Annotated in this window: 16 protein-coding genes; 14 read left to right on the plus strand and 2 right to left on the minus strand. The window is 67.6% G+C overall.

Translation table 11 applies throughout. The features are described 5' to 3' along the window. Window positions 1-164: 164 nt before the first annotated feature. The 8 genes from DBO33_RS13410 to ppc all read left to right on the plus strand — a co-directional run bounded on the left by DBO33_RS13410 (window position 165) and on the right by ppc (window position 9,475). Window positions 165-2,840 carry a sensor histidine kinase gene (locus DBO33_RS13410; protein ID WP_234390821.1) on the plus strand — a complete coding sequence of 892 codons (2,676 nt, stop codon included), beginning with the start codon at window positions 165-167 and terminating at the stop codon, window positions 2,838-2,840. After that, window positions 2,837-3,265 carry a roadblock/LC7 domain-containing protein gene (locus DBO33_RS13415; RefSeq protein WP_234390822.1) on the plus strand — a complete coding sequence of 143 codons (429 nt, stop codon included), beginning with the start codon at window positions 2,837-2,839 and terminating at the stop codon, window positions 3,263-3,265. The genes DBO33_RS13410 and DBO33_RS13415 overlap by 4 nt, the downstream gene beginning before the upstream one ends. Window positions 3,266-3,300: 35 nt before the next feature. After that, window positions 3,301-3,708, plus strand: coding sequence for a DUF742 domain-containing protein (locus DBO33_RS13420; RefSeq protein ID WP_199856601.1), 408 nt, complete (start codon window positions 3,301-3,303; stop codon window positions 3,706-3,708). A 22-nt stretch (window positions 3,709-3,730) separates the two neighbouring features. After that, window positions 3,731-4,294 (plus strand): GTP-binding protein, encoded by a 564-nt coding sequence (locus DBO33_RS13425; protein WP_107655327.1) that lies wholly within the window; start codon window positions 3,731-3,733, stop codon window positions 4,292-4,294. 74 nt (window positions 4,295-4,368) lie between these two features. Further along, a complete protein-coding gene (locus DBO33_RS13430; RefSeq protein ID WP_107655328.1) occupies window positions 4,369-4,920 on the plus strand; it encodes a sugar O-acetyltransferase in 552 nt (183 codons plus the stop codon). Window positions 4,921-4,957: 37 nt separating this feature from the next. Further along, window positions 4,958-6,082: an AAA family ATPase gene (locus DBO33_RS13435; RefSeq protein ID WP_107655329.1), complete on the plus strand. Its 1,125-nt coding sequence runs from the start codon at window positions 4,958-4,960 to the stop codon at window positions 6,080-6,082. A 122-nt stretch (window positions 6,083-6,204) separates the two neighbouring features. Continuing rightward, window positions 6,205-6,624, plus strand: a complete 420-nt coding sequence (locus tag DBO33_RS13440) for a VOC family protein (protein WP_107655330.1) — start codon at window positions 6,205-6,207, stop codon at window positions 6,622-6,624. Between the two features lie 79 nt (window positions 6,625-6,703). After that, complete coding sequence (ppc, locus tag DBO33_RS13445) at window positions 6,704-9,475, plus strand: phosphoenolpyruvate carboxylase (RefSeq protein ID WP_107655331.1); 2,772 nt, start codon at window positions 6,704-6,706, stop codon at window positions 9,473-9,475. Between the two features lie 178 nt (window positions 9,476-9,653). Here ppc and DBO33_RS13450 read toward each other — a convergent pair whose 3' ends face one another. Beyond that, window positions 9,654-10,556, minus strand: coding sequence for a LysR family transcriptional regulator (locus DBO33_RS13450; protein WP_107655332.1), 903 nt, complete (start codon window positions 10,554-10,556; stop codon window positions 9,654-9,656). A gap of 71 nt (window positions 10,557-10,627) precedes the next feature. Between DBO33_RS13450 and DBO33_RS13455 the strand changes: the two genes are divergently transcribed. The 6 genes from DBO33_RS13455 (at window position 10,628) to DBO33_RS43950 (ending at window position 20,647) form a co-directional block, all read left to right on the plus strand. Continuing rightward, window positions 10,628-12,409, plus strand: a complete 1,782-nt coding sequence (locus tag DBO33_RS13455; protein WP_107655333.1) for a gamma-glutamyltransferase family protein — start codon at window positions 10,628-10,630, stop codon at window positions 12,407-12,409. A gap of 159 nt (window positions 12,410-12,568) precedes the next feature. Further along, window positions 12,569-14,200 (plus strand): ABC transporter substrate-binding protein, encoded by a 1,632-nt coding sequence (locus tag DBO33_RS13460; RefSeq protein ID WP_107655334.1) that lies wholly within the window; start codon window positions 12,569-12,571, stop codon window positions 14,198-14,200. A gap of 182 nt (window positions 14,201-14,382) precedes the next feature. Beyond that, window positions 14,383-16,014, plus strand: coding sequence for an ABC transporter substrate-binding protein (locus DBO33_RS13465; protein ID WP_107655335.1), 1,632 nt, complete (start codon window positions 14,383-14,385; stop codon window positions 16,012-16,014). A 6-nt stretch (window positions 16,015-16,020) separates the two neighbouring features. Next, window positions 16,021-16,977 (plus strand): ABC transporter permease, encoded by a 957-nt coding sequence (locus DBO33_RS13470; protein WP_107655336.1) that lies wholly within the window; start codon window positions 16,021-16,023, stop codon window positions 16,975-16,977. Next, window positions 16,974-17,891 carry an ABC transporter permease gene (locus DBO33_RS13475; RefSeq protein WP_234390823.1) on the plus strand — a complete coding sequence of 306 codons (918 nt, stop codon included), beginning with the start codon at window positions 16,974-16,976 and terminating at the stop codon, window positions 17,889-17,891. The genes DBO33_RS13470 and DBO33_RS13475 overlap by 4 nt, the downstream gene beginning before the upstream one ends. A gap of 11 nt (window positions 17,892-17,902) precedes the next feature. After that, window positions 17,903-20,647 carry a dipeptide ABC transporter ATP-binding protein gene (locus tag DBO33_RS43950; RefSeq protein WP_456093877.1) on the plus strand — a complete coding sequence of 915 codons (2,745 nt, stop codon included), beginning with the start codon at window positions 17,903-17,905 and terminating at the stop codon, window positions 20,645-20,647. 114 nt (window positions 20,648-20,761) lie between these two features. On the opposite strand, the gene DBO33_RS13490 is transcribed toward DBO33_RS43950, so the two are convergent. Beyond that, window positions 20,762-21,169: a RidA family protein gene (locus DBO33_RS13490; RefSeq protein WP_107655337.1), complete on the minus strand. Its 408-nt coding sequence runs from the start codon at window positions 21,167-21,169 to the stop codon at window positions 20,762-20,764. Window positions 21,170-21,171: the final 2 nt, after the last annotated feature.

The raw sequence follows: 21,171 nt of genomic DNA on the forward strand, positions 1-21,171 counted from the left end.
GACGCCGGACCGGGCATATGGGATTTTGCTCGGAGACTTTCCGTGCGCTCGTCGTGGAGCTGTCACGGCCGGCTTTTCGGAGGAGTAGCAGGTTGGTGCGTTCACGTCTACGGCAACCAAAGCCCGGGGACACACCGGATCTCATATCTGCGGTTTCCCCCGGGATGCCCAGCGGCAGAATGGCGGCCATCGTCCGGCCGCGAACCATCGGTGGTCAGCTCACCCGAATTCTCGCGCTCGCGCTGATTTTGGTGCTCGCCCTGCTGGGAGTCACTGTCTTCCGGGAGATCTCGGACTATCGCGAGTCCAACGACACGGTGAAGGCCGTCTCGCTGGCGCTGAGCGTGCAGGACCTCACCAACCAGATCCAGCGCGAGCTCGGGCTCAGCAACGGTCTGCTCGGTGGTGACAACCGCCTGCAGCAGCCCCTGCTGGATCAGCGCGGCAAGGTCGACGCGGCGCTCGCCTCGCTGACCGCCGACGCGGCCGGGGACGCCCCCGGCGCCGATCAGGTGCGCTCGGCGCTCGGCCAGCTGAATCTGCTGTCCAACACCCGCACCCAGATCGACTCGCGCCGCGTCAGCAGGCAGGTCGTCTTCCAGTTCTACACCGACGGCGTGAGCGCGCTGAACCGCCTCGCGCTCGGCCTCGACCAGGCCCGCGACCCGCAGATCCAGCGCGGTCTGCAGGCGCTGTACGCGCTCGGCGCGGCCAAGGAAGAGGTCGACAAGGAGCGAGGCTTCCTCAACGGCGTCTTCACCGCGGGCCGGTTCAACGGCGGCGAGTACGTGCAGTTCATGGAGATCCGCTCCACCAAGCTCGCGGGCTTCACCGCGTTCTCCCGCTACGCGACCAAGAGCCAGCAGGCCAAGCTGGACGCCGCGATGTTGAGCGAGAACGCCACCAAGGCAGAGCAATCGGAGAACATCGCGATCGCCTCCAGCGAGGGCCCGCTGGTCCGCGAGGTCGATCCGATGACCTGGTGGACGCAGATGTCGAGCGTCCTCGATGAACAGCGCACCGTGCAGCAGGCGGTCGGCAACGATGTGCAGGAGCGCGCGGACAGCCTGCGTAATGCCGCGGCCACCAAGCTGATCGCGTTCCTCGTCATCTCCGCGATCGCCATCGCCGCCATGATCGTGCTGGTGATCACCTCGGTGCGCGCCATCGTGCGCCCGCTGGCGGCGCTGGCCGGCGAGGCCGACGATGTGGCCTCGCGCCGCCTGCCCCAGGTCATCGAGGCGTGGTCGCGGGCCGACGACAGCAGGCCGGAGGCGCCGATGCCGGTGCAGGCCCCGCCCGGGGCGAGTACCGAGATCGCCGCCGTGGCAGGCGCACTCGACCGGGTGCAGAGCACCGCCTTCGAACTCGCCTCGCAGCAGGCGCTGGTGCGCCGCAACACCACCGAGTCGATGGCCAACCTGGCCAGGCGTAACCAGAACCTGGTCCGCCGCCAGCTCGGCCTGATCAGTGAGTTCGAGCGCGAGGAACTCGATCCCAAGGGTCTGTCGAACCTGTTCGAGCTCGACCACCTGGCCACCCGCATGCGCCGCAACGCCGAAAGCCTGCTGGTGCTCGTCGGTGAGGCCAGCCCGCGGCGCTGGGCCCAGCCCATCGCGTTGAGCGACGTGATCCGGGCCGGCCTGTCCGAGGTCGACGACTACCGCCGGGTGGTACTGCGCCGGGTGGACGACGTCATGATCACCGGCGCGGTGGTCAGCGAGCTCGCGCACATGCTCGCCGAGCTGATCGAGAACGGACTCGCCTTCTCCCCACCGGATCTCGAGGTCGAGATCTACGGCCGCCGGGTACCGCACGGGTATCTGCTGGCCGTCGTCGACCACGGTGTCGGCATGCCGATGGACCAGCTGATCCAGTCGAACGCCAGGCTGCGCGGCGAGCAGGACTTCATCGTCGCGCCCACCCGCTACCTGGGCCACTACGTGGTCGGCCGGCTGGCCGAGCGGCTCGGCATCGACGTCGAGCTCAACGTCTCGCCGGTCAGCGGCATCGTCGCGCGCATGTCGCTGCCGCTGGACATCCTTGTCCAGGAACAGGATCGGCGGCCCGCCGCGGTGCAGGCCAAGATCTCCGGCGCCGGGCTGGAGCGCTCCTGGGGCGCCGACTCGGAGTCGACCAGCGTGCCCGAACTCGAACCGTCGCCTGCCAACGGCGCGATGACCTCGCCCGCGGTGATCCGGGGTAACAACCCGCCGGAGCCGACCGTGCCGAGCCAGCGTGGTCCCGCACACGCGGCGCCGTCGAACGAGCTCAACGGCACGCCGCGCCAGGCCGAGGGGCCGTGGACCGCGGCACAGCGGGCGATACCGCGCGAAGAGCGGTTCGACACCGGACCGCAGCACGCGGCACCGCCCGCCTCCGGGCCTGCTCCCTCCGCGTACTCCCAATTCGTGTCCCCGCCAACGGTTTCCACCCCGCCCGACAACGCGGATCGGTTGCTGACCGATACCGGCACGTGGCGGCTGCCGGATGCGCCGCCGGAGCAGCACCACGGCGTCAACGGGGCAGCCCCGGCGGGTGCGGGACCGCGCACCACGCGTAACGGACTTGTCAAGCGCAACAAGAAGTCTCGTTCCGCGGGCACGGCGCCGGGCACCGAGCCGCGCCGGGAAACCAACGGCGCCAGCGAACGTCGCGATCGGGCGCCGATTCCGGAACGCTCGCCGGAGGAAACCCGTAGCATGCTTTCGTCGTTCCGGGCCGGACACGAGCGCGGTGTACCGCCGCCGCCGTCGACGACCCGTCCGTATGTCGGTGCCCGCGACCACGACGCCCGCGCCGACGATCAGGCTCAGACCATCGCAGAGGAGAACCGGTGACCACTCACTTGCCGAGCGCCGACCCGCACACGTTCAACTGGATGCTCGCCAACTTCGTCCGGGAAACCGACGGCGTCCGCGACACCGTGGCGGTCTCCTCGGACGGATTGCTCATCGCGATGTCCGATGGTCTGGACCGCACCTCAGCAGACCGGCTCTCCGCCATGGTGTCCGGTCTGGCCAGCCTCGCCAAGAGCGCATCGCGCAGTTACTCGTTCGATGGGCTCAAACTGATCATGATCGAGATGAAGCGGGGCTTCCTGCTCGTCTCGGCCATGGGTGACGGCAGTTGCCTCGGCGTCATCGCCGACGGCAACTGCGATGTCGGTCTGGTCGGCTACGAAATGGCCGTGCTGGCCGAACGCGCCGGGTCGCTCCTTGACCCGACGTTGATTTCCGAATTGCGAGAGACGTTGCGAAGATGAGAGATCCTGACCGGCCGAGGCTGCCGGACCCGCGGATGATCCCGATGAACCAGATGTTCGGATGGTTCGATCCGGATCGTCCAGGCCAAAAAGAAGCCCCGGCCGAAGAGCTTGTCGACAGTGATGAACAGTTTGTGCGTCCCTTTGTCGTCACCGCGGGGCGCACCACGCCGTTGATGGACGGTTTGCGCATCGAAACCCTGGTGCAGGCACCGCCTTCGGCGCTGTCCGCACCGCTGCAGTTCGAGCAGCGCACCGTGGTGCAGCTGTGCCAGCAGCCGCACTCCATCGCGGAAATCGGTACCGCGCTGCGCGTTCCGGTCGGTGTCGCGAAGGTCGTCGTGAGCGATCTCGTCGCCGGGGGTTACGCGACGGTGCGTGAGGCCGATCAACTGTCCACCGCTGCCATCGAGAGGATCAGGGACCTTGTACGGGCACTCTGACAACCCGCCGCCCGCCCCGACGATGCCGTCCTCGGTGAAGATCGTGATCAGCGGTGGATTCGGCGTCGGCAAAACCACGTTCATCGGCGCCATCTCCGAGATCGAGCCGCTGGTCACCGAGGCGGCGATGACCGAGGTCGCGATCGGCGTCGACGATCCGGGCCGGCGCGCGGAGAAGACGCAGACCACGGTCGCGCTCGACTTCGGCCGAATCACCTTGGACCGCTCGCTGATCCTGTACCTGTTCGGCACGCCGGGCCAGGACCGATTCGTCTTCCTGTGGGACGACCTGGTCGACGGCGCGCTCGGCGCGGTGATCATGGTGGACACCAGCCGGATCGGCGACTGCTACCCCGTGCTGGACTACTTCGAGGAGAAGCAGACGCCGTTCGTCGTGGTGGTCAACCGCTTCGACAACGGCATGCATTTCGACCTCGGCGAGGTCCGCGAGGCACTGGAACTCGACGACTGGATCCCGGTGCTGGAATGCGATGCGCGTGACCGGGAATCGGTGAAAGAGGTGCTCGTCGCACTGCTCGAGCAGGTCCTCTTCCACCGACTATCCGTGCAGGGACTCCCTGCCTGACCACTTTTCATCGAACGGGACATGATCGCGACAGCTGTCGCCGTCATGTCCCGTTCGGTGTCTAGGGTGGCGGAGTGGGTGAGATGAAGGAGCGGATGCTCCGCGGGGAGTTGTACCGGGACAACGACGCCGAGTTGGTGGCGGAGCGGCAGCGGGCGCAGGCGCTCTGCGCGGAGTTCAACCAATCCGAGGCGGGCGAGCGGCGCGACGCGGTGCTGCGCGAACTGCTCGGGAAGCTGGGGGAGGGGTCGTGGATCATGCCGCGATTCCAGTGCGACTACGGGTATCTCATCGAGATCGGGGCGAACAGTTTCCTGAATTACGATGCGATCCTGCTCGATTGCGCGCCGATCGTCATCGGCGACGATGTGTCGATCGGTCCGCGGTGTCAGCTGCTGACGGCGCTGCACCCGATGGACGATCACGAGCTGCGCAGGCAGCGGTGGGAGACCGCGGCGCCGATCCGGATCGGCAACAATGTGTGGTTCGGCGGCGGGGTCATCGTGTGCCCGGGCGTCACGGTCGGGGATGACACCGTGGTCGGGGCGGGCAGTGTGGTCACCAGGGACCTGCCGTCGAAGGTGTTCGCGGCGGGTAATCCGGCGCGGGTGATCCGGCAGCTGTAGCGCGGCGCGTGTCATAGCGGGTAGTTAGCCTGGGGGCATGTTGCGGACGTTGGCTATCGAGAACTACCGATCGCTGCGACAGCTGGCGATGCCGCTGGGGCGGCTCAACGTGGTGACCGGGGCCAATGGCAGTGGGAAGTCCAGCCTCTATCGCACGTTGCGGCTGCTGGCGGACTTCTCGCGCAACGGGGCCATCGCCGCGCTGGCCCGTGAAGGCGGCGTGGCGTCGGCGCGCTGGGCGGGGCAGGGCAGCACGCCCAGCGGTGATGCCGCATTGCGGGTCGGCTTCGCGGGTGAAGACTTCGGGTACGCGGCCGAGCTCGGCACGCCGACCCCCGACAGCGAATCGAAGTTCAATCTCGACCCGGTGATCAAGGCCGAAGCGGTCTGGGCGGGGCCGGTACTGCGCCCTTCGACGCTGCTCGCGGATCGGGGCGGCCCGGTGGTGCGGCTGCGCGCCGACGACGGCGGCTGGGCGATGGTGCCGCACGCGCTGCAACCGTTCGACAGCATGCTCAGCGAGCTGGCCGATCCGCAGAGCGCGCCGGATCTGCTGGTGCTGCGCGAGCGCATCCGGTCCTGGCGGTTCTACGACCACCTGCGCACCGACGCCGACGCGCCCGCCAGGTCGCCGCAGATCGGCACCCGCACCACCGTCCTCGGTCACGACGGCGCCGACCTGGCGGCGGCCCTGCAGACCATCCGCGAGATCGGCGACGCGCACCTGCTCGACAAGGCGATAGACCGCGCGTTCCCCGGCAGCGAGGTCGAGATCCTCGACTACGACGGCAGATTCGAGCTCGCGCTCTATCAACGCGGATTGCTGCGCCCCCTCGGCGGCGCCGAACTGTCCGACGGGACCCTGCGCTACCTACTGCTGGTCGCGGCGCTGCTGACTCCGCGCCCGCCCGAACTCCTGGTCCTCAACGAACCCGAAACCAGCCTGCACCCCGAACTGCTCGTCCCGCTTGCCGAGCTCATCGCCACCGTCGCCGAGGACACCCAGGTCGTGGTCGTGACCCACGCCAGGCCGCTGGTCACCGCGCTGGCGCAGAGCACACCGGAGTTGCAGACCATCGAGCTGGTCAAGGAAAACGGCGCAACCACCATCGCGGGCCAGGGCATGCTCGATCAGCCGGCCTGGTATTGGCCGAAACGGTAGGCCGGGTCCGCGCCTCGGTGCTATTTCTGTGCTGTGGTCAGGGACACCAGGACTGCCGATGAATTCCGCTCGGCCGCGCCGTCGATAATGTTGTCCCGCTTTACCGAAGGAGAACACACACCATGAGCAACGGCAAAGACCTCGCCCTCACCCACGTCGGCGTGCTCGTCGGCGACCAGGACAAGGCCCTCGAGTTCTACCGCGACCTGCTCGGCCTCGAGCTCCGCCAGGACATGCCGTTTCCCGGTGGCCGCTGGCTGACGGTCGGCCCGGCCGGTCAGCCCACCATCGAGTTCCTGCTGGAGACCCCCGCGATGGTGCCCGACGACGCGGCCCGCGTGGCGGCCGAGTCGCGCCTGAACAACGGCGCGGCGGGCATGCTGATCTTCACCACCGAATCCGCCGACGACACCTTCGCCCGCCTGCGTGACGCGGGCGTCGAGGTCACCCAGGAGCCGATCACCCAGCCGTACGGCATGCGCGACTGTGGTTTCCGCGACCCGTGGGGCAATCACCTGAGGTTCTCCCAGGTGCTCGGCTGAGCGTTGCCGGCCGCCGGCGGCGACACGGTGTGGGCTCCGTCGCATACCACCGCGTCGCCGACGGCAATACTGTTTGATCATGGGCGAATCGACGAGCGAGACGCAACAGGACGCCATCCGGCCGCTGCGCGACGACATCCGGTTTCTCGGTGGCGTCCTCGGCGACACCATCCGGGACCACGAGGGCCCCGAGGTGTTCGATCTGATCGAGCGGGTGCGCATCGAGGCCTTCCGGGTGCGTCGCGCGGAGGTCGAGCGCAGCGCGGTCGCCGAGATGCTCGACGGTGTCGACATCGCGGTGGCGCTCCCGCTGATCCGCGCGTTCAGCTATTTCGTGCTGCTGGCCAACCTTGCTGAGGACATTCAGCGCGACCGCCGCCGCAAGGCGCACGAGGCGGCCGGTGAGCCGCCACAGGATTCGTCGCTGGCCGCCACCTATCGCAAGCTCGACGCGGCGGCCCTGGACGGTGCCGAGGTCGCCGATCTGCTGGCCGACGCGCTGGTGTCGCCGGTGATCACGGCGCATCCCACCGAGACCCGCCGCCGCACCGTCTTCGACGGGCAGACCAGGATCACCGAGCTGATGCGACTGCGTCAGCGCTACACCGACACCGAGCGTGAGCGCGTCGACTACGAGCAGCAGATCCGCAGGCAGGTGCTCGGGCTGTGGCGCACCGCGCTGATCAGGTTGGCGCGCTTGCGAATCCAAGACGAGATCTCGGTGGGTCTGCGCTATTACGACATCACCTTGTTCGACGTGATCCCGGCGATCAATGCCGAGGTGCGTGCCGCGCTGCGCTCGCGTTTTCCCGGCGTCGAGCTGCTGCCGCGGCCGATCCTGCGGCCCGGCTCGTGGATCGGTGGTGACCGCGACGGAAACCCGTATGTGACAGCGGATGTCGTGCGGCAGGCCGGACACCAGGCCGCGACCGTCGCCTTCTCGCGGTACCTGCGTGACCTGGTCGAGCTGGAGAAGGCGCTGGCGTTGTCGGCGCGTTTGGTCCCGGTGACTCCTGAGGTGGCCGCGCTCGCCGAAGCCGGTTATCCCGACCCGTCGACCCATGCCGACGAACCGTATCGCCGTGCGGTGCACAGCATCCGGGCCCGGCTGACGGCAACCGCGCGCCGCGCCCTCGGCGATGTGCCGCCGAACGGTCTGGATGTCGGCGCCGAACCGTATCCGACGCCGCAGGCGGTGCTCGACGATCTCGACGCCGTAGATGCCTCACTGCGCGCCAGCGGTGACGGGCTGCTCGCCGACGACAAGCTCGCCGCGCTGCGGCATGCCATCGAAACCTTCGGCTTCCACCTCCAGGGTCTGGACATGCGGCAGAACTCGGAGGTGCACGAACAGGTCGTCGCCGAGCTGTTGGCTTGGGCCGGTGTGCATCCGGACTACACGAGCCTGTCCGAACACGAGCGCGTCGAGCTGCTCGCGGATGAGCTGCGCACTCGCCGCCCGCTGCTCGGCCCGTACGCCAGGCTGAGCGAGCTGGCCCGCAAGGAAGTCGACATCGTCTGCGCCGCACGCGATGTGGTGGACACTTTTGGCACCGAGGCGGTGCCGAACTACATCATCAGCATGTGTACCTCGGTCAGCGACATGCTGGAGGCGGCGCTGCTGCTCAAGGAGGGCGGCCTGCTCGATCCCGGTGAGCCGGACGGTCCGCCGCACTGCTCGGTGGGCATCGTCCCGCTGTTCGAGACGATCGAGGACCTCGGTGCGGGCGCGGCCACTCTGGCTGCTGCACTGGATGTTCCGGTGTATCGCGACCTGGTCGCCGCGCGCGGGATGCGCCAGGAGGTGATGCTCGGGTACTCCGACTCGAACAAGGACGGCGGGTACCTGGCCGCGAACTGGGCGCTGTACCGCGCCGAGCTCGACCTCGTCGAGGTGGCGCGCAAGACCGGAATTCGTTTGCGGCTCTTCCACGGTCGCGGCGGCACCGTCGGCCGCGGCGGTGGCCGCAGCTACGACGCCATCCTGGCCCAGCCCGCCGGCGCGGTGCACGGCTCGCTGCGGCTGACCGAGCAGGGCGAGGTGATCGCCGCGAAGTACGCCGAACCCGGTGCGGCGCATCGCAATCTGGAGTCGCTCATCGCGGGCACGCTGGAGTCGACGCTGCTCGACGTGGAGGGACTCGGGCCGGACGCGGAGCCGTCCTACGAGCTGATGGACGAGCTGGCCGACCGGGCGCGCGCGGCGTACTCGCGACTGGTGCACGAAACACCGGGCTTCGTCGAGTATTTCCGGCAGTCCACGCCGGTGGCCGAGGTCGGCGACCTGAATATCGGCAGCAGGCCCGCCTCCCGCAAACCGACGAACTCGGTAGGGGATCTGCGCGCCATCCCGTGGGTGATGTCCTGGAGCCAGGCCAGGGTGATGCTGCCCGGCTGGTACGGCACCGGAACCGCGCTGGAGGAGTGGATCGGTGGCGATCCGCAACGCCTCGCGACACTGACGGATCTGTACCGCCGCTGGCCGTTCCTGCGCACCGTGCTGTCGAACCTGGCGCAGGTGATGGCCAAGAGCGACCTCGATATCGCCGCCCGCTACGCCGAGCTGGTCGAGGACGCGGCGTTGCGGGAGAAGATCTTCGGCATGATCCGCGACGAGCACGCCAGGACCATCCGCATGCACGCCGCCATCACCGGCAACGATCACCTGCTCGCCGACAACCCGTCGCTGGCCGAGTCGATCCACAACCGCTTCCCGTACCTGGAGCCGCTGAACCAGATGCAGGTGGAACTGCTGCGCAGGCTCCGCGGGGGTGACGACTCCGAACTGGTGAAGCGGGGCATCCTGCTGACGATGAACGGCCTCGCCACCGCGCTGCGCAACTCCGGCTAGTGCCTCGTCCGGTTACGTTGCGGCGGTAGCACCGTGCCTGTCGCCGCACACGTTTTGACATCCGCACGCGTGTCAGGGCGGCGAGTCGGTGTGCGGGAAATCAGAAGGTGTGCGGCCGCTACTGCGAGCGGCTCCCGGCGATGCGTGGCTCCGCTCATCTGTGCGCGGTCAGCTGACTTCACTGCACCGCCTCGCGCGCCCGGGCGGCATGGCTGAGCGTGGTGTCGATGAACGCCTGCGCCGCGGCGGTGAGCGGTCCGCCGCGGTGTACCAACCACTGCGGCAGCTTCTCCGGCGGGTCGAAGCGATACACCTCGGCCCCGGCCCGGCAGGCCAGGTCGTGCCAGCCGTCGGGCATCAGCCCGGCGCCGATGCCGCGCAGCACCATCGGCAGCACGACGCTGCGGTCGCCGACCTCGGCGGCGATGCGCAGATCGCCGACGGTGGCGGCGAGCCGGTCGAACCGGGCCCGGACGGCGGTGGCGGGCTGGGTGATCACGAAGCTCATGCCGCGCAGGTCTTCTGGCGTCACTGTGCCATCGGTGCCGATCTTGGTGCCCGGCGGCGCCACCAGCAGGAACTGTTCGTCGCGCAGGTGATGGGCCACCAGACCGCGTCCGGCGGGGCGTTCCGCGCTGCCGCACACCCCCGCCTCGCAGCGCCCGCGCAACACCATGGCGACCACCTCCGCCGCGGACAGTGCCGACCAGGTGCCCACCGTCAGCCCGGGGTGATGCTCGCGCAGTTCGGCGATGGTGCTGATCACCGGTTCCAGCGTGGAGGACGAGGTGGCGGCGACATCGACGCGCCCGACCACACCGGCGCCGACGGCTTGCGCGGCGGCCCGCAGCGCGTCCAGATCGCGCAGCACCTGGCGCGCCCGGTCGGCCATGAATTCGCCGGCATTGCTCAGTACGGCATTGCGGCCGACCCGATGGAACAGCGCCACCCCGAGTTCGCGCTCCAGCTTGCCGATCGCCCGAGACAGCGACGGCTGGGCTACCCGTAAAGCCCGCGCAGCGTGGGTGAACCCGCCGTGCTCGACGATCGCGACGAAGTACTCGAGTTGCCTGCGTTCCATAACCGTAGGCTATCGGTTTGGTGCCATAGATGTCTTGGACGTACGTACCGCTCCGGGGAGATACTCACCAGGTGTTCACCACGCGTCCTACCTTGCAGGGCACCTTCGGGATGGTGTCGTCCACCCACTGGCTCGCCTCGGCCGCCGCGATGGCGGTACTCGAGAACGACGGCAATGCGTTCGACGCGGCGGTCGCCGCGGGGTTCGTCTTGCACGTGGTCGAGCCGCATCTGAACGGCCCGGCCGGTGAGGTGCCGATCATTCTCGCACCTGCCGGCCTGCCGCCGCGCGTGCTGTGCGGCCAGGGCCCGGCCCCGGCCGGCGCGACGATCACCCGCTACAACGCGCTCGGCCTGGACCTGGTGCCCGGCACCGGTCCGCTGGCCGCCGCGGTGCCCGGCGCGTTCGACGCCTGGATGGTGCTGCTGCGCGACCACGGCACGATGCGACTGGCCGACGTGCTGTCCTACGCCATCGGAAATGCCGAGCGCGGCCATCCCGCGGTCGACCGGATCGGCGAGACCGTCGAGACGGTGGCCGACCTGTTCGAGAACGAGTGGACCACCTCCGCGGAGATCTACCTGCGCGACGGAAAGCCGCCCGCCGCAGGCGCATTGCTGCGTAACCCGGCGCTGGGCGCGACCTGGCGCAGGCTGATCGCCGAGGCCGAGGCCGCGGGCACCGATCGGGAGACCCAGATCGAGGCCGCGCGCCGCATCTGGCGGGAGGGCTTCATCGCCGAGGCATTGGTCGCCGCCGCCGCGCGGCCGACCATGGACACCTCCGGCGAGCGGAACATCGGCACGCTGACCGGTGACGATCTCGCGAATTTCAGTGCCACCTACGAGAATCCGGTCACCTACACCTGGAACGGCTGGACCGTCGCGAAGCCGGGCCTGTGGAGCCAGGGCCCGGTCATGCTGCAACAACTCGCGCTGCTGCCGGAACGCCTGGAGTACGGCACGCCGGAGTACTACCACACCTTGATCGAGGGCTCGAAGCTCGCGATGGCCGACCGCGAGGCCTGGTACGGCGACAGCACCCAGGTGTCGCTCGCGACGCTGCTTTCCCCCTGGTACAACGCGCAGCGCAGCGCGTTGATCGGACCGCAGGCGTCCTACGAACTGCGGCCGGGCAGCCCGGATGGCCAGCGCCCCAGGCTGAGTGGTTACGTGCAGACCAATTCCGTTGGGGCCGTCGATGTTCCGCGCGGCGCGGGCGAGCCGACGGTGGCCGCCTCCGGTGCTACCCGCGGCGACACCTGCCAGCTCGACATCGTGGACCGCTGGGGCAATATGATCGCGGCGACGCCCAGTGGTGGCTGGCTGCAATCCAATCCGGTGGTGCCCGAGCTCGGCTTCCCGCTCGGCACTCGACTACAGATGGCTTGGCTGGAACCGGGCCTGCCCAATTCGCTTGCGCCGGGCCGTCGTCCGCGCACCACGCTCAGCCCGTCGCTGGCGCTGCGCGACGGTGAGGCCGTCATGGCGTTCGGCACCCCGGGCGGCGACCAGCAGGATCAGTGGAGCCTGCATTTCTTCCTGGCCGTCGCCATGCGCGAAAAGGTGCGTGGCGGACTCGATCTGCAAGGCGCGATCGACGCACCGAACTGGCATCAGGAGAGCTTCCCCGGCTCGTTCTATCCGCGGGCGATGAGCCCGGGCTCGGTGGTCGTCGAGTCGCGGATCGGCAGCGAGGTCATCGACGACCTCGAACGCCGTGGACACCGGGTGACGGTGGGCGGTCCGTGGTCGGAGGGCCGGTTGTGCGCGGTGGCCCGCGACCGGGAGAACGGTGTACTTTCAGCTGGAGCCAATCCCCGGGGCATGCAGGGCTACGCCGCGGGACGATAACTGAACTTTCGAACAAATAGCGGTCCGGGAACGCCGGACCGCTATTTGTCGTGTCATTTGTAGAGGCGCTCGGATTCGTCCGATGACAAAAACGAGAACAATCTACGAAAAGGAATACCCGGCGAGAAAAGTACGAAACCTTGAAGTATCTTGTAGCGCATGCTCGCTCGCTTCACACGGATGCTGGTGCTCGGCGTTACCGCCGCCGCCATCGCTTCCTGCGCACCGGTTCAGCACCCCGCTGGAACGGCAACGCACACAGATGATTACGGCACACCCGTGGGATCGCAGCCGGTACGTGAGGGCGGCGACCTGGTGATGGGCCTTTCCGCCGAACCCGACAAGCTCGATCCGACCACCTCCAGCTCGCTCTACACGCGTTATGTCATGAGCTCGATCTGCCAGAAGCTCTACGACAACGACGCGTCCGGAAATCTGGTGCCGCAGTTGGCGACCGCGTTGCCCACGCTGTCCGAGGACGGACTGACGGTGACCATCCCGGTCCGCACCGGAATCAAATTCGCCGACGGCGCCGCGTTCGACGCGGCCGCGGTGCAGACCAGTCTGCAGCGGCACTTCAGTATGAAAACCTCACAGCGAACCAGTGAAATGGGTCCGATCGCGTCGATCGAGACGGCCGATCCGAGCCACGTTGTGATTCGCTACAAAAAGCCCTTCGCGCCGATCACCGCGGCGCTCGCGGACCGGGCCGGGATGATCATGTCGCCCGTCGCGCTCGCGAAGGACGAAGGCAAGAACTTCAGCGACAACCCGGTGTGTGTCGGCCCGTTCAAATTCGTCAAGCGAATCCCGCAGACCTCCATCGTGGTGGAACGCGATCCGCTGTACTACGACGCGAAGAACGTGCATCTCGATACGGTCACCTACCGAATCATGGCCGACGCGAACATTCGCGCGTCGAACCTGCGCTCCGGTGACATTCAGGTCGCCGACACGATCTCCCCCCAGGACGTCGATGCGCTGGCCAAGGACCCGGACCTGAACCTGCTGGAGACGGGCTCGCTCGGGTTCCAGGGCATCTACCTCAATATCGGCAACGTCGACGGCGTCGGCAAGCCGGCCAAGCCGATCGACTCTCCGCTCGCGAAGAACGCCAAAGTCCGCGAGGCGTTCTCGCTGAGTATCGACCGGCAGACCTTGGTCAACACGGTATTCAACAACTGGTTCGAGCCTGCGTGTTCGGCCATCGTGCCGAAGAGCACCTACGCGACGCCCGCCGGAATCGCCTGCCCGCCTTATGATCCGCAGCGGTCGAAGCAATTGCTCACCGAGGCCGGCGTGCAGCTGCCGTACCCGATCACGCTGCAGGTCACCAATTCGCAGGATCAGCTTCGTTATGCGCAGGCATTGCAGGCCAACGTCGCCGAAGGCGGCTTCGACCTGAAGATCGTGCCCGCCGAATACTCGACGCTGCTGGACGTGCAGAAGCGCGGCACCTACGAGGCGTTGCTGCTCGGCTGGTCGGGCCGGCTCGACCCGGATGCCAATATGACCCGCTTCCTGTCCACCGGCTCGGGCGGCAACTACGGCGGTTTCAGCTCGCCGAAGCTGGACGAACTGCTGGCCCAGGCGGCGCGCACCACCGACACCGCCAAGCGCGCCGAGTTGTACGGGCAGGCCACGCAGATCATTCAGCAGGAGAATCCGTACCTCTACACCTACCGAATCCGGGTTCTCACCGTGCACACCAAGCGGGTGACCGGCATCGAGGCCTACGCGGACGGTGTCGTGCGGCTCGGAAAGGCCGCCTTCCTCGACGAGAAGGACTGAAAGAGCGCGGCAGCGCAATAGTCGAACACCGCACAGGAATTAGCGGTCCGGAATCGCCGGACCGCTATTTTCCGTATCGATTCCCGCCCGCCACGATTTCCGATGATGGCTGCTAAGAGAACAATGTACAAAAAGAAACGGTGGTGGCGAAAAATGCAGCGTGTTGAAGTATGTTGTAGCGCATGCTCGTTCGCTCCACTCGGATGGCGGTGCTCGGTGTCGTCGCCGCCGTCCTCGCTGCCTGCGCACCGACGCAACACACCACCGAGACCGCAACGCACGTCGACGATTACGGCACACCCGTAGGCACGCAGCCGGTGCGTGAGGGCGGTGATCTGGTGATGGGCCTGTCGAACGAACCCGACAAGCTCGATCCGACCACATCCAGCTCGCTCTACATGCGTTATGTCATGAGCACGGTCTGCGAGAAGCTCTACGACAACGACGCGTCCGGCAACCTGGTGCCCCAGCTGGCCACCGCCCTGCCCGACATCTCCTCGGACGGTCTGACGGTGACCATCCCGCTGCGTAGCGGGATCCAGTTCGCCGACGGCACCGCGTTCAACGCCGACGCGGTCGAGACCAGCCTGACCAGGCACTGGAAGATGGAAGGCTCCCAGCGCACCGGTGAGATGGGTGCGATCAGCGAGATCGAGGCGGCCGACTCGACGCACGTGGTGATCCGGTACAACCAGCCGTTCGCGCCGCTCACCGCCGCGCTCGCGGACCGCGCCGGGATGATCATGTCGCCCACCGCGCTGAAGGAGAAGGACAAGAACTTCGGCGATCACCCGGTGTGCGTCGGCCCGTTCAAGTTCGTCAAGCGGGTGCCGCAGACCTCGATCGAGGTGGAACGCGACCCGCTGTACTACGACGCGAAGAACGTGCACTTCGATTCGATCACCTACCGGATCATGACCGATCCGAAGATGCGCGAGTCGAACCTGCGCTCCGGTGACATCCAAGTGGCCGACACCATGTCCCCGCAGGACGTGGACACACTGGCCAAACTGCCGCAGCTGCGCGTGCTGACCTCGGGATCGTTCGGTTTCCAGGGGATGTATATCAATATCGGCAATGTCGACGGTGCGGGTAAACCGATCAAGCCGATCGATACCGCGATCGCCAAGGACGCCCGCGTCCGGCTGGCGTTGTCGCTGAGTATCGACCGGCAGAAACTGGTCGAGAAGGCGTTCAACAACTGGTACGAGCCCGCTTGCACACCGATCGCGCCCCGAACCTCGTACGCCACCCGCGTCAGCACGGCGTGCCCGGCCTTCGACCCGGCGCGGTCCAGGGAGCTGCTCCAGGAGGCGGGCGTGCAGCTGCCGTACCCGGTCACGTTGCAAGTGATGAACGTGCCCGACCATCTCCGGTACGCGCAGGCGTTGCGGGACAGCGTCGCGGAGGGTGGCTTCGATCTGCGGCTCGTGCCCGCCGAGTACTCGACGATGCTGGACGCGCAGAAGCGCGGCACGTATGAGGCCCTGCTGCTGGGCTGGTCCGGCCGCATCGACCCGGACGGCAACACCGCCCGGTTCCTCACCACCGGTTCCAACGGTAACTACAGCGGATACAACTCGCCCATCCTGGACGACCTCCTGGGCTGGGCCGCACACAGTACGAACGCCGCGCAACGCGGCGCGTTATATGAGCAGGCGGTGCGATTCATTCAGCGGGAGAACCCGTATATCTACACCTACCGTCTGCGTAACTTGACCGTGCACTCGACATGGGTGACGGGCATCGAGGTGTACGCCGACGGCGCTGTCCGGCTCGGCAAGGCCGCGTTCGTCGCGGATCGGAAGGGCTGAAAATCCATGTTGCAGTATGTGTTCCACCGTCTGTGGCAGTCCGCTGTCACGCTGGTGCTCGCCTCGATCGTGGTCTTCATCGGGGTGCGCGCGCTGCCCGGTGATCCGGCGACGACGCTGGCGGGCGAGCAGGCCGACGAGGCCGCCCTCGCCGCGGTGCGTGCCGAATTGGGGATGGACCGGTCGCTGCCGGTGCAGTACTTCGAGTTCGTCACGCACGCGCTGACCGGTGACTTCGGCAAGTCGATCCGCACCGGCACGCCGGTGATCGACATGATCGGCACCACGCTGCCGGTGACCATGCAGCTTGCGCTGTACGCCATGATCATCGCGGTGCTGGCCGGCGTGATCGGCGGCGTGCTCGCGGCGGTGTACCGCGGTCGCTGGCCCGAGTGGGCGGCCAACGGGTTCTCGCTGATGGCGTTGTCGGTGCCCACCTTCTGGGTCGGCATCCTCGCGGTGCTCTACCTGTCGGTGCAGCTGAACTGGTTCCCGGCCTCGGGGTACGTCTCGCCGTTCGAGCATCCGCTGCGCGGCCTCTACTTCCTCACCCTGCCCGCGATCATCCTCGGCCTCGCGCACGCGGCGGTGGTGCAGCGCCAGACCCGCTCGTCGATGGTGGAGACGCTGACCGCCGACTTCGTGCGCACGGCCCGGGCCAAGGGCCTCAGCCGCGGCGCCGTCATCTTCCGATTCGGCTTGCGCAACAGCCTGATCGTGGTCACCACGATCGTCGGCCTGCAGCTCGGCGGGCTCATCGCGGGCGCGGTGGTCACCGAGCGCATCTTCAGCCTGCCCGGCATGGGCAAGCTCACCCTCGACTCGGTGTTCACCCGCGACTACCCGGTGATCCAGGCGGTCATCCTGGTGATCGCCGCGTCCTACATCGTGATCAACCTGCTGGTCGATGTGCTGTACACGGTGATCGACCCCCGCGTGCGAGTGTCCGGGAGGGCGCAATGACAGTCACCGACACCCCGGTCGTCGAGACGACCACCACCGCCGAACCGAACCCGGTCCTGCAGACCCCGCCGCTGGCTGCGGTGCGCGGCCGCGTGCTGCGCCAGCTGTGGCACAACCCGCTCGGCATGGTCGGCGCGGTGCTGCTGCTGATCGTGATCTTCGTAGGCGTTTTCGCGCCGTTGCTCGCGCCGTACTCGCCGAGTGAGGTGCACTTCTCGACGCCGTTCCAGCAGCCGGGCACCGTCGGATTCCTGTTGGGCACCGACGATCTGGGTCGTGACATCTTCTCCCGGGTGCTCTACGGCACCCGGGCCTCGCTTCAGGTCGGCGTGCTGTCGGTGCTGTGCGCGGTGCTCATCGGCGTGCCGCTCGGCCTGCTGTCGGGCTACTGGCGGACCGCGGACATGGTGCTGTCGCGCCTGTCCGACGTGCTGCTCGCGTTCCCCTTCATCATCCTGGCGGTCGGGCTGACCGCGATCAACGGCGGCGGTCTCGCCGACGCCGCCATCGCGCTCGGCATCGCCCAGGTGCCGATCATGATGCGGGTGGTGCGCGCGGAAACGTTGCGGCTCAAGGAAACCGACTTCGTGCTCGCCGCCAACACGATGGACGTGCCGTCCTGGCGCATCCTCGGTGAGCACATCCTGCCCAACTCGCTGGCCCCGATCATCGTGCAGGCCACGGTGATCATGCCGACGGCGGTGCTCGGCGAGGCGATCCTGTCCTTCCTCGGCCTCGGCATCAAACCGCCCGCGCCCAGCCTGGGCATCATGCTGTCCGACGCGCAGCAATACCTGCTCCGCACGCCGTGGCCGGGCATCTTCCCCGGTGTGGCGCTCGCGATCATCTGCTTGGGATTCAACCTCTTCGGCGACGCCCTGCGGGACGCTCTCGACCCGAAGACACGGCGCTGAAGGAGCCCGCAATGACAGAACCACTCTTGGAGATCAGTGATCTGCGGGTGTCGTTCGGCGACGTGACCGCCGTGCAGAGCGCCGACCTGGTGGTCCAGCCGGGGGAGCGGGTCGCCATCGTCGGTGCCTCCGGATCCGGCAAATCGACACTGGCACATGCCATCATGGGTCTGCTGCCCGGCTCCGGCCGGGTCACCGGCGGCACCATTCGGTGGCGCGGCGCGGACATCACCCACGCCGACGAGAAGGTGCTGCGCGCACTGCGCGGCAAGGAGATCGGGCTGGTACCACAGGACCCGATGTCCAACCTGAACCCGGTCGCACGGGTAGGTCGCCAGGTCTCGGAAACCCTTCTCGCGCACAAGATCTGCTCACGCCGCGAGGCGAAGGAACGCGCCATCGAGCTGCTCGGGCAGGCCGGGTTGCCCGAACCGGCCCGGCGGGCGCGGCAGTATCCGCACGAGTTCTCCGGCGGTATGCGCCAGCGCGCGCTCATCGCCATCGGCCTGGCCTGCCGGCCGGACCTGCTGATCGCCGACGAGCCCACCTCGGCCCTGGACGTGACCGTGCAGCGGCAGATCCTGGACCACCTGGAGAAGCTGACCCAGGAACTCGGCACCGCGCTGCTGCTGGTGACCCACGACCTGGGTCTCGCCGCCGAGCGGGCCGACCGGGTGGTCGTGATGTCCGACGGCAAGATCGTCGAATCCGGTCCTGCGCGACAGGTTTTGACGGATCCGCAGGAGGAGTACACACGGCGGTTGGTCGCGGCGGCGCCTGCGTTGATCGCGCCGCGGCGGGCTGATCCGGTGGTCGCGGATCAGGCGGTCGAGGCGGCTGAAGGTGTGGTCGCCGAGAGTGATGCCACGGCTGTCGACGGCACGGTTGTCGAGGGCACCGGCGAGAAGGCTGCTGCGGGAAGCGAAGACGCTGTGGCGACGGAGCCGGCCGCCGATGACGCGGTCGCTGCCGACGAGGCGACTGCCGACAAGGTCGATGATTCAAAGCCGGTCGAGGACAAGGCTGTTGCCGAGGCCGCCGACACGAAGGTCGACGAAGGCAAGGGCGCCGGTAAGAAGGGTGCCGCCAAGAAGTCTGTCAACGGCAAGGTTGCCGCCGCGAAGGTGGCTGAAGAGGTTGCCGAGAAGAAGGCATCTGTCGGCACCGGCGCAGATGAAAAGGCTGCTGACGAAACAGCTGCTGACGACAAGGCCGCTGACGACAAGGCTGCCGACGAAGACGCCATCGACCAAAAGATCGCCGATGGCAAGGTGGCCGACCACAAGGCCGTTGAAGACGACGCCGCTGATGCGAAGGCTGCCGACGAGACGGCAGCTGATGAGAAGGCCGTCGACGGGGAAGCCGCTGTTGCAAAGGCCGCTGATGAGAAGACGGCTGACGACAAGCCGTCGGACGAGAAGGCTGCCGACGGCAAGGTAGCCGACGAGACGGTGGTCGCTGAGAAGGCCGGCGTCACAGTGGCTGCCGACGAAAGCGGCACCGACAACAAGGTGGCTGGCGATAAGGCTGCCGGCGACGAAGCGGCTGGTGCGAAGGCTGTCGATGAGCAGGCCGACGAGAAGGCTGGTGGCGACAAGGCCGCTGAAGACGAAGCCGCTGATGCCAAGGCCGTCGACGAGACGGTAGCCGTCGACGGGGAAGCCTCTGTCGCGAAGACCGCTGACGAGAAGCCTTCCGACGAAAAGGTTTCCGTCGACAAGGCCGCCGCCGACAAGACCGCCGACGAAGCGGTTTCCGTCGAGAAGGCCGTCGACATGTCCGCCGACGAGAAGGTCTCCGTCGAGAAGGCCGTCGACACGTCCGCCGACGAGAAGGTCTCCGTCGAGAAGCCTGCCGCCGAGTCGACAGTTGCCAAGTCCCTCAAGGATTCTCCGATCCTCGAGGTCTCCGGCATCAGCAAGGAGTACCGGATCCGCGGCCGCGGTGGGGTGCTGCGCGCTGTCGACAATGTGTCGTTCACCATCGCCCGTGGCCGCACCACGGCGATCGTCGGTGAGTCGGGTTCGGGCAAGACCACGACGGCGCGGATGGTGCTGGGCCTGGTACCCGTCACGTCCGGCTCGATCAAGCTGAACGGCGTCGACATGGTCGGGCTGCGCGGTGCGCAGTTGCGCGCGGCGCGGCTGTCGATGCAGCCGGTGTTCCAGGATCCGTACGCCTCGCTGGATCCGATGTGGACGGTGGAGCGGTTGATCGCGGAACCGTTGCGCGCCTTCGGTATCGGTGATCGCGAGTCTCGCCGGGCGCGGGTCGCCGAACTGCTGGAGCAGGTCGCGCTGCCCGCGGCGATGGCGCACCGGTACCCGAACGAGCTCTCTGGTGGCCAGCGGCAGCGTGTCGCGATCGCTCGCGCACTCGCCATCGAGCCGCGGCTCGTGGTGTGTGACGAGGCGGTGTCGGCCCTGGATGTGCTTGTGCAGGACCAGATCCTGACGCTGCTCGCGTCGTTGCAGGAGCGGTTGGGCGTCAGCTACCTGTTCATCTCGCACGACCTGGCGGTGGTGCGCGCGCTGGCCCACGAGGTCGTCGTGATGCGCGACGGCCGGGTGGTGGAGCAGGGCCCGGTCGAGGAGGTGCTGACCGCACCGGCCGATCCGTACACTCGCCAGCTGCTGGACGCGATCCCCGGCGCGGGCATGGTCGGCCGCGAATTGCCGGACCACGTGGTGCCCGCCGCCGCCGACGAAGACGCGGACGTCGATTCCATCGACAAAGAACTGGCTGCCAAAGTCTGACGGCGGCAGCCGAATCGAGGCTCCGCGTCGCGGCTGACTACGCGACGCGGCAAAGCCGCCCCGACCCATTCGTGGGTCGGGGCGGCTTGTTTCGTTCTGGTGCGCGGTGTCGCGTTACTCGGTGACGATCGCGATCGCGTCGATCTCGACGAGCATCTCCGCGCGCGGCAGTCCCGTGAAAACGGTGGTGCGGCTGGGCAATACGTCGCCGGTGGTGTTCGCGCTGACGAACTCGCCGTAGGCCTCGTTCATCGCGGCGAAGTCGTCGCGGGTGGTCAGGTAGACGCGCAGCATCACCACATCGTCGAACGTCGCCCCGCTCGCGTCGACGATCGCCTTCACATTTTGCAGCGTGCGGATGGTCTGCGCCGCAACATCGCCCGGGTACAGGTACTCGTTGGTGATCGGGTCCACCGGACCCTGTCCAGAGACCTGCACGAACGGTCCCTTGCGGACACCCTGAGAGAACGTGTGCGCGGGTGCGGGTGCGTCGGTGGTGCGGACGGCGATCTTCTCACTCATGG

The sequence above is a fragment of the Nocardia suismassiliense genome (assembly GCF_900269665.1).
GTDB classification, from domain to species: Bacteria; Actinomycetota; Actinomycetes; order Mycobacteriales; family Mycobacteriaceae; genus Nocardia; species Nocardia suismassiliense.

Excerpts from the sequence above, each read along its gene's own strand:
- DBO33_RS13470 (WP_107655336.1), top strand. The coding sequence starts at position 16,021 with ATGTTGCAGTATGTGTTCCACCGTCTGTGGCAGTCCGCTGTCACGCTG.
- DBO33_RS13450 (WP_107655332.1), bottom strand. The coding sequence starts at position 10,556 with ATGGAACGCAGGCAACTCGAGTACTTCGTCGCGATCGTCGAGCACGGC.
- DBO33_RS13465 (WP_107655335.1), top strand. The coding sequence starts at position 14,383 with ATGCTCGTTCGCTCCACTCGGATGGCGGTGCTCGGTGTCGTCGCCGCC.
- ppc (WP_107655331.1), top strand. The coding sequence starts at position 6,704 with ATGGGCGAATCGACGAGCGAGACGCAACAGGACGCCATCCGGCCGCTG.
- DBO33_RS13440 (WP_107655330.1), top strand. The coding sequence starts at position 6,205 with ATGAGCAACGGCAAAGACCTCGCCCTCACCCACGTCGGCGTGCTCGTC.
- DBO33_RS13425 (WP_107655327.1), top strand. The coding sequence starts at position 3,731 with ATGCCGTCCTCGGTGAAGATCGTGATCAGCGGTGGATTCGGCGTCGGC.
- DBO33_RS13460 (WP_107655334.1), top strand. The coding sequence starts at position 12,569 with ATGCTCGCTCGCTTCACACGGATGCTGGTGCTCGGCGTTACCGCCGCC.
- DBO33_RS13435 (WP_107655329.1), top strand. The coding sequence starts at position 4,958 with ATGTTGCGGACGTTGGCTATCGAGAACTACCGATCGCTGCGACAGCTG.
- DBO33_RS13420 (WP_199856601.1), top strand. The coding sequence starts at position 3,301 with ATGATCCCGATGAACCAGATGTTCGGATGGTTCGATCCGGATCGTCCA.
- DBO33_RS13490 (WP_107655337.1), bottom strand. The coding sequence starts at position 21,169 with ATGAGTGAGAAGATCGCCGTCCGCACCACCGACGCACCCGCACCCGCG.
- DBO33_RS13410 (WP_234390821.1), top strand. The coding sequence starts at position 165 with ATGCCCAGCGGCAGAATGGCGGCCATCGTCCGGCCGCGAACCATCGGT.
- DBO33_RS43950 (WP_456093877.1), top strand. The coding sequence starts at position 17,903 with ATGACAGAACCACTCTTGGAGATCAGTGATCTGCGGGTGTCGTTCGGC.
- DBO33_RS13475 (WP_234390823.1), top strand. The coding sequence starts at position 16,974 with ATGACAGTCACCGACACCCCGGTCGTCGAGACGACCACCACCGCCGAA.